Genomic DNA, 15,095 nt, shown 5'->3' on the forward strand with positions numbered 1-15,095 from the left:
CCGGTCCGTCAGCCTGCATGTGGCGGGCCGGGGTTTTGTGATGGAAAAGAAAAGACAATGTTCCGAAATGCACAATACGAAAGATAAACGTAAGTGAAAGACGTTTTGCCTGCCTTCTTTCGTGTTTTCCTCCCCTGATTCACGCACGTATCGTCCTCTGTTTGCCACCTTCCTGCAGACACGTGTATCTGTCACACCACGATAACGAAAGTTATTCGACGCGACATTGATTAAATCGAAAGATAAATTGCATTTATTTGCTCGATTGAGCGATAAATTACCGTTTTAACTTTCTTTTTGTTGACGATACTTATTTTTCTTTTTAAAGTAATCCCAAGAAAACGAAAATCAGCCGATACGGACTGATTTCCCGAAAGGTGCAACTGCCTGGCTGCACCGGCCGACGACCACCATAAAAATTGCGCTCCCCCGACTCCGCCCTGGAGCGGGGAGGGCGCGCATAACCCTCGATATAGACGGAGAGACATCATGCATAGCACCCGACTCAAATTGCGCGACATCAGCCGCGCCGCCGCGATCGTGATCGCACTGGCGGCCGGCGTGCCAGGCCAGGCCTGGGCACAGTCGAACGCCACGAGTACCATTTTCGGCGAAGTGAGCGCGCCGGCCGGCGCCACCGTGGTGCTGGAAAACCTGGCGACGGGCGTGCAGCGCAGCCTGACGCCGGATACGTCGGGCCGCTATGTGGCCAACTCCATGCCGCCAGGCCGCTATGCGGTGCGCGTGCTGCGTGCCGGTTCGGTGGAAGCGTCGCAGGAAGTCGAAGCCCTGATCGGCGCCGGCGCCGAGGCGAACTTCGGCCCGGCCAGCGCGGCTGGCCCCGTGGGCCAGGAGCAGACCGTCGTGGTGAAGGCGTCGCGCAATCCGATCGACGTGTCGAACACCAACAATGGCGTGATTTTCACCGCCAAGGAATTGAAGGCGCTGCCAGTCGGCAACGACGTCGCCTCCATCGTGCAGCTGACGCCGGGCGTGGCGCGCGGCACCAACAGCGTGTATGGCAATGCACCGTCGATCGGCGGCTCGGGCCAGTCCGAAAACGCGTTCTATGTCAACGGCTTCCCCATCACCAACCTCCTGACCCAGGTGGGCGCGTCGGAGCTGCCGTTTGGCGCGATCTCCAACCTGCAGGTGCTGTCGGGCGGCTACGGCTCGGAATTCGGCCGCTCCACGGGCGGCGTGATCAACATCACCACCAAGAGCGGCGGCAACAAGGTCGAATTCGGCGGCAAGGTCTCCATCATCCCCCGCTCGCTGAAGGGCACGACGGAAAACCGGTATTACCCGAACACGGGCGCCAATCCGGACACGGATGGCACCTTGAAGTACTGGAACCGCGATAACGGCAGCACCAGCAAGGTGGTCGGCTTGTACGGCAGCGGACCGCTGATCAAGAACAAGCTGTTCGCCTTCGTGGCGCTGGAACAGACGCGTACGGACGGCGGCGCCGTCGCCGGTGCGCGCGATGACTCGGACAAGGTGCTGCCGAACGGCTGGCGCGAGAGCAAGAGCAAGGTTGACCGCATGATGGCCAAGCTGGACTACAACCTGACGGACGACCATCACTTTGAGTATACCAAGCTGTATGACCGCACCACTACGGACAGCCAGAGCTATGGTTTCGACTATGCCACCTTGAAACGCAACAACGTGGCTGGCGGCGGGAGCGAGACCACCATCAACTGCTGCGGCTCGTCGGCTGCACCGGGTGCCAATGTCGACATCTTCAAGTACACGGGCTACCTGACGGACAACCTGACGGTGACGGCCATGATGGGGCAATCGCGCACCAGCCACCGTCGCACTCCCGAAGGCTATGACCCCAGCCTGGCGCAAACCAAGTCCATCCAATCGACGCAAGTCCCTGGCCTGGTCTACATGAACCCGCAATCGGTCACGGGCACCCTGACCGACCCTTCCTCGGAGGATCGCCAGAAGGCCAAGCGCCTGGACCTGGAATACAAGCTGGGCAAGCATTCGCTGCGCGGCGGCATCGACCGCATCGACGTGGAATCGAAAGTGGGCCTGAGCCTGGCCGGCGGCTATCGCTGGAACTACCTGCGGGCGACAGATCCGAATCTGCCGATCAACGGCGCCTTTGAAACGCCGGCCCAGGGCGGCGGCTACGGCAAGGACGGCTATTACGTCAGCAAGGACCTGAACGCCAACCTGGCCCGTCCTACCAGCGTGCAATCGGCGCAGTACATCCAGGATCACTACCAGGTCACGGAACGGGTGCTGCTGGACCTGGGCCTGCGCCGCGAACAGTTCACCAACTACAGCACCGACGGCGTGGCCTTCATTTCTCAGCGCAACATGATCGCCCCGCGCGTGGGCGCCACCTGGGATTACCTGGGCGACGGCACCCTGAAATTCTTCGCCAACGGCGGCCGTTACCACTTGCCCGTGCCATCGAATTTGTCGAGCAACATGGCCAGTCCCTTCCTGGCCACCAGCGAGATGTACACCTACACGGGCGTCGATCCCGTCACGGGCGCGCCGACGGGCTTGCACGCCATCAGCAAGCCGTATTCGGCCAACAACGCGTATGGCCAGAGCCGCGATGCGCGCGAAGTGACGGCGATCGGCCTGAAGCCGCTGTCGCAGGACGAATTCTCGCTGGGCTTCGAACGCGCCCTGAGCAAGAAGCTGGTGGTGGGCGCCAGCTTCCTGTACCGCAAGCTGAACGACACCAACGACGACGTCTGCGACGAGCGTCCGCTGCAAGCCTGGGCCACGCGCAACGGCGTCAACACGGGCAAATGGAGCGGCTTCCAGTGCGCCATCATCAACCCGGGCCGCGACAACAGCCTGATGGTGGACTTTGACGATGGCAAGGGCCTGCGCCGCGTGGATATTTCGGCGGCGGAGTGGGGCAACCCGCTGCCATCGCGCACCTACCGCGCCTTGAACATGTTCATCGAGCACCCGTACACGAATGGCTGGTACGGCAAGCTGACCTACACTTTGTCCGGCCTGAAGGGCAATATGGAAGGCCAGACGGACAGCATCGGCGGCGGCGACGTGGGCCTGACGGTCAGCGACGACCACAAGGAATTGATGTACAACGCGTATGGCTACCTGCCGGGCGACCACCGCCACGCCTTCAAGGCCTACGGTTTCATGCAGGTCATCCCGGACGTGATGGTGGGCGCCAACCTGTCGCTGACCTCGGGCGCACCGCGCAACTGCATCGGCGCGCTGCCCGATAACCTGAGGTTCGAGAAAGATTACGACGATTCCTACTTCTATTGCAACGGCAAGCCGGCACCGCGCGGCAGCCAGGGCCGCCTGCCGTGGCAAGCCCAGCTGGACATGAATGTGGCCTATACTCCCAGCGCCGTCAAGGGCCTGAGCCTGAAAGTGGACGTCTTCAATGTGTTCAACAGCCAGACCGTGACCCGCTACACCGAAACGCGCGAAGACCATGGCGCCATCTCCCGCAATTACCTGCAGGTCGATGGACGTACGGCGCCGCGTTCGGTGCGCTTCACGGCTGAATACACCTATTAAACTGCAGCCGGTCCGCTGTATGGCGGGCCGGCGACGAACATTACCAATGGAAGCGAGTAGAGACCAATGACAACACAAATCAATCGACGCAATTTCCTCTCCGCCAGCGCCGCGCTGGCCGGTGGCGCCATGGCCGGCAGCGCACTGCTGCCCGGCGACGCCAACGCCACCCCCGTGGCAGGCCGCGACAAGGTCCGCCTGGGCGTGATCGGCACGGGCATGCGCGGCCAAGTGCTGCTGGCTGAACTGGTGCGCCGCGACGACGTGGAAGTGGTCGCCCTGTGCGATATCGAGCCGATCATGCTGAAACACGCGCTGGGTCAAGTGGCCAAAGCCGGCAAGCCCCGTCCGCGCACGTATGGCGAAGACCGCGACCAGAAAGCCTACAAGCGCATGCTGGACGCGGGTGGCCTCGATGGCGTGATCATCGCCACGCCGTGGGAATTCCATGCGCCCATGGCGATCGCCGCCATGCAGGCGAAGATACCCGTCGGTTGCGAAGTGGTGGCCGGCATCACCCTGCAAGACCACTGGGATGTCCTGAACACCCAGCTGAAAACGGGCACGCCGTACATGTTGCTGGAGAACGTGTGCTACCGCCGCGACGTGATGGCTGCGCTGCAGATGGTGCGCGCGGGCCTGTTCGGCGAACTGCTGCACCTGCAGGGCGGCTACCAGCACGATTTGCGCGCCGTCAAATTCAACAGCGGCAATCCAGCCAAGCCGTATGGCGGCGGCGTGGAATTCGGCGAAAAAGGCTGGTCGGAAGCCCATTGGCGCACGCAGCACTCGGTCGAGCGCAATGGCGAGCTGTATCCGAGCCACGGCATCGGCCCGTGCGCCATGTATACCAACATCAACCGCGGTAACCGTTTTACGCGCATTAATGCCTTTGCCACCAAGGCGCGCGGCTTGCACGACTACATCGTCAAGCAGCCGGGCGGCGCGCAGCATGCGAACGCCAAGGTGAAATTCAAGCTGGGCGATGTGGTCACCACCACCCTGGCGTGCGAAAACGGCGAAACCATCATCCTGCAGCACGATACGAGCCTGCCGCGCCCGTATTCGCTGGGCTTCCGCGTGCAAGGCACGGACGGCCTGTGGATGGACCTGAACAACTCGATTCACATCGAAGGCGTCAGCAAGCCGCACCAGTGGGACGACTTCAAGGCCTACCAGGACAAGTATGAGCACCCGGTCTGGCGCAAGTATGCGGCGCAAGCGGAAGGCGCGGGCCACGGCGGCATGGACTTCTTCGTCATCCACGCCTTCGTCGAAGCCCTGAAGGCCAATGCGCCGATGCCGATCGATATCTACGACGCCGTGACGTGGAGCGCCATCACGCCCCTGTCCGAGCAATCGATCGCCGCCAACTTCCAGACCCTGGACTTCCCGGACTTCACGGGCGGGCAGTGGAAATCGCGCAAGCCGATCTTCGCCCTCGACGGCAAGTACTAAGCCCCATCCGCCCGCTACCGCGCCTGCCGCCGTAGCGGGTTTTTTCTGTCCCGATCCGTTTTTCAACCGCGGCGCACGCCGCAGGACTTTTTGCGCCTGTTGCACGCCGTACTACCAGGAGACGTTGATGAAACACAGAAGTTCATTACTCTGCGCAGTCCTTCCCGCCATGCCCTTGCTGCTGGCAGCCTGCGGCGGCGCCACTGCCACCGCTACCCCGGACATGGGCGGCACCGCCTTGCTGGCCACGGGTGTGGCCGCACCGGTCACGCCCGCCACCGTGGAGCTGGCCGGCAATGCCTTCATCACCAGCGGAGACAAGGGCGCCGTCATCGGCGAACATGGCCTGGCCGGCTGGAGCAATCCCGATGCCGTCGCCAGCACGTATTTCCGCGTGGCCGGGGCGGGCCCCGTCCAGGTAGCGCTCGATGCCAGCCTGGCCGATGGCGGCAACAGCACCATCCGCGTGAAGATCAATGGCGCGTCGTTCGACGTCAAGCTGGCCGGCAAGGCCAGCAAGACCTACGCCGTCGGCACGGTCGATGTGCCGGCGGCCGGCTATGTGAAGGTGGACTTGCAGGGGTTGACGCGCGCAAAAGCCACGTTTGGCGACGTCGCCGCGTTGAAGGTGACTGCGAATGCGGCGCTCACGTATGCCAACGACCCGGCCAATTACTACTGGTCGCGGCGCGGGCCTTCCGTGCACATGGGTTACACGGTGCCGGCCAATACCGAGTATTTCTATAACGAGATGACGATACCCAAGGGGCAGGACGCCATCGGCTCCTACTTCATGGCCAACGGCTTTGGCCAGGGCTACATGGGCATCCAGGTCAAGTCGCCCAGCGAGCGCTGGATATTGTTTTCCGTCTGGGACGCCGACAATGGCGCGAAGACCACCCTGGTCAGCAAGGGCGCCGGCGTGGTCGACAATGCCTTTGGCGGCGAAGGCACGGGCGGACAGACTTACCTTGCATATAACTGGGCGGCTGGCACGACGTACCGTTTCATCACGCGCGCGCGGCCGGACGGCAATGGCGGCAGCGATTACTCGGCCTGGTTCTACGCGCCCGAGACGGGCAAGTGGCGCTACATCGCCACCTGGAGGCGCCCGGCGATTTCCACGTATCTGACGGGCGTGCATTCCTTCCTCGAGAATTTCATCGATACCCTGGGCTATACGGAGCGCCGCGTCCAGTTCGGCAACCAGTGGGCGAGGAACGTTTCAGGCGCCTGGTCCGAAGTGACCGCAGGGAGGTTCACGGGCGACGCCACGGCCACCAATGCGCAGCGCATGGATTACGCGGGCGGCCTGGAAAACGGCAAGTTCTACCTGCATAACGGCGGCTTTTTTGCCGATTACGTGAAGACCAGCCAGAACTTCACGCGGCCAGCGACGGGGCAGGCGCCAGCCGTCGATGTAGCGGCCTTGCCGATGCAATAGGCGTTGATCCTTATCCTGGCCGCTTGCCCACCATCGCTTCGATGCCGCGATAGTAAGTGAGCGGCCGGCCTATCGTCACTCCCATCAATGCCGCCGCCTGGATGATGTCGCCTGTATCGCGCCGGTACACGACCAGCGCATCCATCTGGTCGGTGCCGTTGCCGTCGATCTGGATCAGGTCATAGCCGCCTTCGTCCACGGCGCGCTGCGCCAGTTCCGCGTCCAGCCACTCGAAATAGGGCAGTGCGCTACCGTCGCCTCCCTCGAGCATTGCGTACGGAAAGTCGGGGAATTCGTCGAACATGTCCTGTATCTGTTCGTGCAGCTCATCGAGCTTGTCGCCCGACGCCGTATAGCCAGCCAGGTGCCAGAGGATCGCCACCGCGTAGGCATGCGCATCGCTGTCGATCCATTCGTCGCGCGGCGCGGACGGCGCGTTGGTGATGGCGGTGACGGCCGCGTCGAGCTGCTCGCCTTCCAGGTCACCGCAGGTCAGCTTGGTCAGCAGTTCAGATAACAGCATGTTTGCCTTTCAATGGAGGGGCGCCAGGCCAGGATGGCGGGCTTGATGATCATGTTGCCAATACTATCATTGCCGCGTACCGGGGCGCGCCCGGTAGAACTTGCACCGTGCATTGCGCCGGCGGACGCAGCCAGCCTGGAAGTTTTGGAAAGAATCGCGTCAAACTGGCATTTGCAGGCCGCTTGCGCCGCAGCACCGCATAGATATAGAATGCGAATCATTATTATTTGCGACCCAGGGAGCATGCGACGTGTCGGCAGCCCAACCCGGCGTTCACCAGGAGGTGGGCAGCCTGTACCACGATCACCACCGCTGGCTGCAAGGCTGGCTGCGGCACAAGCTGGGCAACGCGTTTGACGCGGCCGACGTGGCGCACGACACCTTCATGCGCCTGCTGAACCGTGACGAGGTCATCGCCGCGCGCGAGCCGCGCGCCTTTTTGACGACGGTGGCGAAGGGTGTGCTGGGCAATCTGTACCGCCGTCGCGACCTGGAAGCGGCCTACCTGGAAACCCTGGCCAACCTGCCCGCGCAGTGCGCGCCCGATCCCGCGGCGCAGGCGATCCTGCTCGAAGCCCTGTTCGACATCGACCGCCGCCTCGATGGCCTGGCGCCCGCCGTGCGCCGCGCTTTTCTGCTGTCGCAGCTCGACGGCATGCCGCAGGCGGCCATCGCGCTGGAACTGAACATCTCGCTGGCCACCGTGCAGCGCCACCTGGTCAAAGCCATGCACCAGTGCTTCTTTTCCCCGTCGGCGCCGTGATGGGCGCCCTGAGGCCGGAAGCGGCCAGTCTGCAGGCTGTCGAATGGCTGGTGCGCCTGCAGGCCGGAGACGCCACGCCTGAAGTGGAGCAGGCCTGGCGCGTCTGGCGCGGCAGCGACCCGGAAAATGAGCAAGCCTGGCAGCATGTGGAAGGCTGCATGGCGCGCATGCGAGCCTTGCCCGCGCCGCTGGCGCACGGCACCCTGGCGCGCAAGCCCGCGCATGCGCAGGCCAACGCGGCGCGCCGGCAGTCGCTCAAACTGCTGGCGCTGCTGGCCGTGGGCGGCGGTGCCTGGCTGGCGGGCGGCGATGAACAGGCGGCCTTCTGGCTGGCCGATTACCGCACCGGCACGGGCGAGCTGCGCCACCTCGTGCTGGCAGACGGCACGCGCATCGCGCTCAACACGGCGTCCAGCATCGACGTGCGCTACGATGCAGGCCAGCGCCTGGTGACCTTGTTAAAAGGCGAGATCATGGTCAGCACGGCGCGCGATGCGGCTGGCCGTCCCTTTTTCGTGCGCACGCCGCAAGGCCGCTTGCAGCCCGTGGGCACGCGTTTTGCCGTGCGCGCGGAAAGGGGACGTACGCACCTGGGCGTGTTCGCGGGCGCCGTCGATATTCTGCCGGAACAGGCGCCCGCCGCCGCGCGCAGGCTGCAGGCCGGCCAGCAAGCCAGCTTCACGGCGGCGCAGATCGGTAGCGTGCAAACCTTGCCTGCCGGCGCGGATGCGTGGACGGCCGGCATGCTGGTGGCGCACGACATGCCGCTGGCCGATTTTGTCGGCGAACTGGCCCGCTATCGCCATGGGCGCCTGGCCTGCGATCCGGCCATCGCCCACCTGCGCGTGTCGGGCATCTATCCGCTGGCCGACACGACGCAAGTGCTCGACATGCTGACGCGCACCTTGCCCGTCGACGTGCGCCAGAGCACGCGCTTCTGGGTGACCGTGGTGCCGCATCGGAAGCATCCATGATTATTTTTCGAAAAAGTGAGGGGTTTTCGATTTTCGCGTGACATAGCGAGTGAACCCTTCATTCACTTTCAGGAAAACAGTCCGCATGCCCAGCACAACACCTATTTACGCCACTTCCGTTTCCAGCACATGCCGCCGCAGCGTGGCGGTGCTGGCCGTCAGCCACGCCCTGTGGCTGCTCGCCGCCGGCGGCGTCTCGGCCGCCGCACCCCTCGCTCAGGCAGCCAATGCAGCGCGCATCGAGCTGGCGATACCCGCCGGCACCCTGGAACAGGTGCTGGTGCGCTTCGGCCAGGAGACTGGCACCATGATTTCCTACCAGGCCGCCGCCGTGGCGGGCAAGCGCAGCGCGGGCCTGGCGGGCCGCTACAGCGTGCCGCAAGCGCTGGGCGCCATCGTCGCCGGCTCGGGCTTGCGCGCCGTACCGCAGGCGAACGGCGGTTATGTGCTCGACGTGGCGGCGGCCGATGGCGGCCAGACCATGCCCGAGATGAAGGTCAGCGCCAGCTTTGATGCGAACGGCGCGACGGAAGGCAGCGGTTCCTATACGACGCAGACCATGCGCTCGGCCACGCGCCTGGGCCTGTCCGTGCGCGAGACGCCGCAAGCCGTCAGCGTGGTCACGCGCCAGCAGATGGATGACCAGAACCTGCAAACGGTGGAAGAGGTGCTGCAAAACGCGGCCGGCGTGGCCATCAACCGCTACGACAGCGACCGCACCTCGTTCTTCGCGCGCGGCTTTTCCATCGCCAGCTATCAATACGACGGCATCCCCACCACGGTCGACAATGCGTTCAGCGTGGGTGACAGCACCCTGGACATGACGGCCTACGACAGGGTCGAGATCGTGCGCGGCGCCACGGGCCTGCTGACGGGCGCGGGCGAGCCGTCGGCCACCATCAACCTGGTGCGCAAGCGCGCGTCATCTAGTCAGCTGGCCGGGAATGCATCCCTGAGCCTGGGCTCCTGGAACAATGCGCGCGCCAGCGCGGACGTCTCCACGCCGCTCACCACGGATGGCAAGGTGCGCGGGCGTGTCGTGGCCAGCTACCAGGACAGCGAATCGTATGTAAGCCTGTATCACGCCAAGAAAGCCATGGCGTATGCCACCGTGGAAGCGGACCTGGCGCCTGGCAGCGTGCTGATTGCCGGCTATGAGTACCAGGATAATCGCCCGCGTGGCGGCATGTATGGCGGCTTGCCGCTGTGGTATGCGGATGGCGAACGGGCGACCTTGCCCCGTTCCGCCACCACGGCAACCACCTGGAGCCGCTGGTTCAGCACCAGCCAGACGGCTTTTTTGCGCCTGGAGCAGGACCTGGGCAAAGGCTGGAACCTGACGGCCATGCTGAATCACGGCTGGGGCAATTATTCGGCGGCCGAGCTTTTCGCCAATACCTGGCCGGACAAGGCCACGGGCCAGGGCGTGACGGGCTACACCGGGTTTTACTCGGGCACGCGGCGCCAGGACAGCCTCGACGCCTATGTGCAGGGGCCCGTGCAGCTGCTGGGGCGCACGCACGACCTGGCGTTCGGCGTCTCCGGCAGCAACCAGTTCTCCAGCAACCCGGGCATCTCGGGTGGCAGCGTCGACTATGGCAATTTCCATCAATGGCAGGGCGTGACGCCGGAGCCGGACTGGAACGACGCGAATTTCTCGCGCTGGCAGCTGCTCGACACGGTGCAGCAGCGCGGCATCTACGGTACGGCGCGCTTTTCGCTGGCCGACCCCTTGAAACTGATCGTCGGCGCGCGCTACAGCCGCTACAAGGCGGACCACGTCGACGACTGGGGCGGCAGCTATGCGTATGCCAAGCACGCCGTCACGCCGTACGCGGGCCTGGTGTGGGATATCGACGCGCGGCATGCGCTGTACACCAGCTACAGCAAGATCTTCAAGCCGCAGGGCTACCAGGACCGGTTTGGCCGCTATCTCGATCCCGTGCAGGGCAAGAATGTGGAAGCGGGCGTGAAGGGCGAGTATTTCGGCGGCCGATTGAACGCGGCGCTGGCCGTGTTCCGCATCGCGCAAGATGGCCTGGCGCAGGAGGACACGGGGCATTTTGTTGGCAATTCGCTGACGCAGGCGTATTACGCGGCGGCCGGCACCACCAGCAATGGCGTGGAACTGGATGTCTCGGGCGAGCTGGCGCAGGGTTGGAATGTGTCGGCCAGCGTCTCGCACGCGGCGGCCGAGGACAACACGGGCGCGCGCCTGAACAGCTATGTGCCGCAGACGCTGGCGCGCGTGTTTTCCACTTACCAGATGCCTGGCGACTGGCGCGCGTTATCGGTGGGCGGTGGCGTGAACTGGCAGAGCGGCGCCTACCGTGACGCCACCGGGCCGAAGGGCACGGAGCGCGTGGAGCAGGGCGGCTATGCCGTGGCCAGCCTGATGGCGAAGTACGCGCTGTCGCGCCAGCTGTCCCTGCAGGCGAACGTCAACAACTTGTTCGACAAGCATTACTACAGCCAGCTTGGCATGTACAACCAGGGTTACTGGGGCGCGCCGCGCAATGCCAGCGTCACGCTGCGCTACCTCTTCTGATGTATCAGAGTGGCCACGCCTGTTTGGTCACGGCCACGGCGATGATGTAGGCGAATACCAGCACGGCAAGCGCTAAGGCGGCGCCGCGCACGGCTGGCGTCTTGCCGCGTTTTAGCGCGATGGTGCCCAGCACGATGTAAGCCACCAGCGCGCACAGCTTGGCGGCCAGCCACGGCTGGCTGCCCGGCGACTGGCCACTCCACACGGCCAGGGTGATGGCGCTGGCCAGCAAGGCCGTGTCGACCAGGTGCGGCAATATCTTCACCCAGCGCTGCTGCAAGGCGGGCGAGGCGCGCAGCATCCACGCGCCGCGCAAGAGGAAAAGAAAGCCGCTGGCGGCGGCGCAACCCATGTGGAAATGCTTGAGGCTCAGATAATCCATGTGTGTGGTGGTGGTGGTGGTGGGCGTTGATTGACGATGGCGCCAGCATAGCCGCCTTTGGCCCGCCGCGCCATACGCCGTCGGGATAAGGCGGCCCTAGCGCAGGAATTTGACAAACACGAGTTCAGGATCGTTTTCGTCGAGATGCTCGATCTGGCCGCTGCGCACGAAACCGGCGCTGGCGAACAGCCGTTGCGCGGCCAGGTTGCTCTCGTTCGTCGAGGTGAACAGCTTGGCCGTATGGCAGGCACTTTCGGCCGCCGTCAGCAGGCGCTGCCCCACGCCGCGCCGCTGCTGCCCGGGGGCGACCACCACCAGCGAGACGAAGCCGTAGCCGAAGAAGTCGCCGTGCAGGAGGGCATAGCCGGCCACCTGGCCAGCCCGGATGGCCACCAGACAGTGTCCCTGGCAGACGGCGGCGCGTACTGCATCGCCCCGGCTGGCGTGCGCCTGCGCGTACGCATCGCAGGCCAGCATGGCTTCCACGTCGCCAGACCGGGCCACGCGGGTGATGATGGGGTCTGTTTCGTGCCTGTTCTGCATGCCGCTCCTTTTTCTCCAGGCGCCGAGTGTGCCAAAAATCCCTCCGCTTGTAAAACGCCCCCCATCCAGGCTAGGTCCACGCCGCGCCATCTAGTCACTTTTGCCGATACGGCTATCCAGATTGCCTTTCCAGAATCACCCTGTGACCGATAGTGCCTTTCCCCTCTGCCACGTAAGCTGGTCGGGACGGCTGGCCAGACGGCCAGTGCATTCATGGAGAAACATCGTGGCTACCCTAGATGGCACTAAGAACAACAGTAGTAACAAGGCAGTCGAACCCGGCATGCGGCGCAAGCAGTTTTCCGTGTTGGTCAGCAGCACCTTCGCATTTACCATCTGCTTTGCAGTCTGGATGATGTTTGCCGTACTGGGCATTCCCATCAAGACCAGCCTGGGCTTAACTGAAACACAATTCGGCCTGCTGGCCGCCATGCCCGTGCTGACGGGTTCTCTCGTGCGCGTGCCCCTGGGCATCTGGACGGACAAATACGGCGGACGCCGCGTCTTCTTCTGGCTGATGCTGGCCAGCGTGGTGCCGATCTACCTGATCTCCTACGCCACCGCCTACTGGCATTTCCTCGTGCTGGGCATGTTCGTGGGCCTGGCGGGCGGTTCGTTTTCCGTCGGCACGCCCTACGTGGCGCGCTGGTATGAAAAGGAGCGCCGCGGCCTGGCGATGGGCATCTTCGGCGCCGGCAACTCCGGTTCCGCGCTGACCAAGTTCGTCGCGCCCGGCATCGTCGCCGCTTTCGGCTGGCAAATGCTGCCCAAGGTGTATGCGGTCACCATGCTGGCCACTGCCATCATCTTCTGGCTGTTTTCGTACTCGGACAAATCGCATCTGGCGCCGTCGGGCGAAAGTTTTTCGGCGCAGATGAAGGTGCTGAAGGATCCCCGCGTGTGGCGCTACTGCCAGTATTACTCGGTGGTGTTCGGCGGCTACGTGGCGCTGGCGCTGTGGATGACGAAGTATTACGTGGCCGAATACGGCTTCGACCTGAAGCACGCGGCGCTGCTGGCCGCCTGCTTCTCGCTGCCGGGCGGCGTGCTGCGCGCCGTGGGCGGCTGGATTTCCGACAAATACGGTGCGGCGAAAGTCACCTGGGCCGTGATGTGGGTGTGCTGGGTGTGCTTCTTCCTGCTGTCGTATCCGCAAACGCAGATGGTGGTGGAAACCGTCACGGGTCCGCTGGCCTTCCATATCGGCCTGTCGCCGCTGTGGTTCACCGTGCTGCTGTTCATCGTCGGCATCGCCATGGCCGTGGGCAAGGCATCCGTCTTCAAGTTCATCGGCGATGATTTTTCCGACAACATCGGCGCCGTCTCGGGCGTGGTCGGCCTGGCCGGCGGTCTCGGTGGCTTCATCCTGCCCGTGATGTTCGGCGCCCTGGTGGACTTCACCGGCGTGCGTTCGAGCTCCTTCATGCTCTTGTACGGCACCGTCTGCGTTTCCCTCGTCTGGATGTATTTCTCGTTCAAGCCGCTGCGCGCGGCACCTATCCCTCAACCTGCAGGAGCAAAAGCATGAGCCGCTATATGATTAACACCTGGGAGCCGGAAACCCCGAGCTTCTGGCAAAACACGGGCAAGGCCACGGCCGCGCGCAATCTGTGGATCTCGATTCCCGCGCTGTTGCTGGCGTTCGCCGTGTGGATGGTGTGGAGCGTGGTGGTGGTCAACCTGCCCAACATCGGTTTCACCTACAGTAACAACCAGCTGTTCTGGCTGACGGCCTTGCCGGGCCTGTCCGGCGCCACCTTGCGCATCTTTTACTCGTTCATGGTGCCGATCTTCGGCGGGCGCCGCTGGACGGCCATTTCCACAGGCTCGCTCCTGATTCCCGCCATCGGCATCGGCCTGGCCGTGCAGGATGTGAACACGGGTTATCCGACCATGCTGATCCTGGCCCTGCTGTGCGGCTTCGGCGGCGGCAATTTCGCCTCGTCGATGGCCAACATCAGCTTTTTCTATCCGAAGGCGAGCAAGGGCTTCGCGCTGGGCATGAATGCGGGCCTGGGCAACCTGGGCGTGTCGGTGGTGCAGTTCGTCGTGCCGCTGGTGATCACGTTTGCCGTCTTCGGCGCCTGGGGCGGCGATTCGCTCACCTGGGTCAAGAATGGCGTGAGCAAGGAAATGTGGCTGCAAAACGCGGGCTTCATCTGGGTGCCGTTCATCGCCTTGAGCACCTTGCTGGCCTGGTTCGGCATGAATGACCTGGCGTCGGCGAAGGCTTCGTTTTCCGAACAGGCCGTGATCTTCAAGCGCAAGCACAATTGGCTCATGTGCTGGCTGTACACGGGCACCTTCGGCTCCTTCATCGGTTATTCGGCCGCCTTTCCGCTGTTGATCAAGATTCAGTTCCCCGACGTGAACCCGCTCGATTACGCCTTCCTCGGCCCTCTGGTCGGTGCGCTGGCGCGCGTGGCCGGTGGCGTGATTTCCGATAAATTGGGCGGCGCCCGCGTCACGTTATGGTCGTTCCTGCTGATGATCGGCGCCGTGCTGGGCGTGCTGTACTTCATGCCGCAAGCCGGCGTGGGTGGAAGCTTCACCGGTTTCTTCTGGATGTTCATGCTGCTGTTCGCCGGCACCGGTATCGGCAATGCGTCGACCTTCCGCATGATCCCCGTGATCTTCTTGACGGAACACCAGCGCGCGGCCGCCGGCAAGGGCAAGGCGGAGCAGGAGCAAGCCATCGTCGACGCCAACAAGGAAGGCGCTGCCGTCCTGGGTTTCACCTCGGCTGTGGCTGCGTATGGCGCCTTCTTCATCCCGAAAAGCTATGGCACCTCGATTGCGCTGACGGGCAGCCCCGACGCGGCCCTGTGGTGCTTCATCGGCTTTTATGTGAGCTGCATCGCGATCACCTGGTGGTGCTATGCGCGTAAGAATGCGCCGATGCCTTGCTAGTTGGCGTCAGAACGCC

Annotated in this window: 11 protein-coding genes; 8 read left to right on the plus strand and 3 right to left on the minus strand. The window is 63.8% G+C overall.

Annotated features, from left to right (window positions below; translation table 11 throughout):
• Window positions 1-489 precede the first annotated feature (489 nt).
• The 3 genes from O3301_RS01320 (at window position 490) to O3301_RS01330 (ending at window position 6,436) form a co-directional block, all read left to right on the plus strand.
• Window positions 490-3,534 (plus strand): TonB-dependent receptor, encoded by a 3,045-nt coding sequence (locus O3301_RS01320; RefSeq protein WP_305055270.1) that lies wholly within the window; start codon window positions 490-492, stop codon window positions 3,532-3,534.
• Between the two features lie 66 nt (window positions 3,535-3,600).
• On the plus strand, window positions 3,601-4,992 hold the full coding sequence (locus O3301_RS01325; protein WP_305055271.1) for a Gfo/Idh/MocA family protein: 1,392 nt from the start codon (window positions 3,601-3,603) through the stop codon (window positions 4,990-4,992).
• A gap of 127 nt (window positions 4,993-5,119) precedes the next feature.
• Window positions 5,120-6,436, plus strand: coding sequence for a DUF3472 domain-containing protein (locus O3301_RS01330; RefSeq protein ID WP_305055272.1), 1,317 nt, complete (start codon window positions 5,120-5,122; stop codon window positions 6,434-6,436).
• A gap of 10 nt (window positions 6,437-6,446) precedes the next feature.
• Here O3301_RS01330 and O3301_RS01335 read toward each other — a convergent pair whose 3' ends face one another.
• Entirely contained in the window at window positions 6,447-6,959 is a 513-nt protein-coding gene (locus tag O3301_RS01335; RefSeq protein WP_305055273.1) for a hypothetical protein, read from the minus strand.
• Window positions 6,960-7,209: 250 nt separating this feature from the next.
• Between O3301_RS01335 and O3301_RS01340 the strand changes: the two genes are divergently transcribed.
• The 3 genes from O3301_RS01340 (at window position 7,210) to O3301_RS01350 (ending at window position 11,244) form a co-directional block, all read left to right on the plus strand.
• Window positions 7,210-7,722, plus strand: coding sequence for a sigma-70 family RNA polymerase sigma factor (locus O3301_RS01340; protein WP_305055274.1), 513 nt, complete (start codon window positions 7,210-7,212; stop codon window positions 7,720-7,722).
• Window positions 7,722-8,696 (plus strand): FecR domain-containing protein, encoded by a 975-nt coding sequence (locus tag O3301_RS01345; RefSeq protein WP_305055275.1) that lies wholly within the window; start codon window positions 7,722-7,724, stop codon window positions 8,694-8,696. Before O3301_RS01340 ends, O3301_RS01345 begins: the two co-directional genes overlap by 1 nt.
• Window positions 8,697-8,781: 85 nt before the next feature.
• Entirely contained in the window at window positions 8,782-11,244 is a 2,463-nt protein-coding gene (locus tag O3301_RS01350) for a TonB-dependent receptor (protein ID WP_305055276.1), read from the plus strand.
• Between the two features lie 4 nt (window positions 11,245-11,248).
• Here O3301_RS01350 and O3301_RS01355 read toward each other — a convergent pair whose 3' ends face one another.
• Both O3301_RS01355 and O3301_RS01360 read right to left on the minus strand, forming a co-directional pair.
• Window positions 11,249-11,626 carry a SirB2 family protein gene (locus tag O3301_RS01355; RefSeq protein WP_305055277.1) on the minus strand — a complete coding sequence of 126 codons (378 nt, stop codon included), beginning with the start codon at window positions 11,624-11,626 and terminating at the stop codon, window positions 11,249-11,251.
• A 96-nt stretch (window positions 11,627-11,722) separates the two neighbouring features.
• Window positions 11,723-12,169: a GNAT family N-acetyltransferase gene (locus O3301_RS01360; RefSeq protein WP_305055278.1), complete on the minus strand. Its 447-nt coding sequence runs from the start codon at window positions 12,167-12,169 to the stop codon at window positions 11,723-11,725.
• 283 nt (window positions 12,170-12,452) lie between these two features.
• Between O3301_RS01360 and O3301_RS01365 the strand changes: the two genes are divergently transcribed.
• Both O3301_RS01365 and O3301_RS01370 read left to right on the plus strand, forming a co-directional pair.
• Window positions 12,453-13,697, plus strand: coding sequence for a nitrate/nitrite transporter (locus tag O3301_RS01365; RefSeq protein WP_305053119.1), 1,245 nt, complete (start codon window positions 12,453-12,455; stop codon window positions 13,695-13,697).
• Complete coding sequence (locus O3301_RS01370; protein WP_305055279.1) at window positions 13,694-15,079, plus strand: NarK family nitrate/nitrite MFS transporter; 1,386 nt, start codon at window positions 13,694-13,696, stop codon at window positions 15,077-15,079. The genes O3301_RS01365 and O3301_RS01370 overlap by 4 nt, the downstream gene beginning before the upstream one ends.
• Window positions 15,080-15,095: the final 16 nt, after the last annotated feature.

Origin of the sequence: Janthinobacterium sp. SUN211, from assembly GCF_030587315.1 — a bacterium.
Taxonomy (GTDB): Bacteria; Pseudomonadota; Gammaproteobacteria; order Burkholderiales; family Burkholderiaceae_D; genus Janthinobacterium; species Janthinobacterium kumbetense.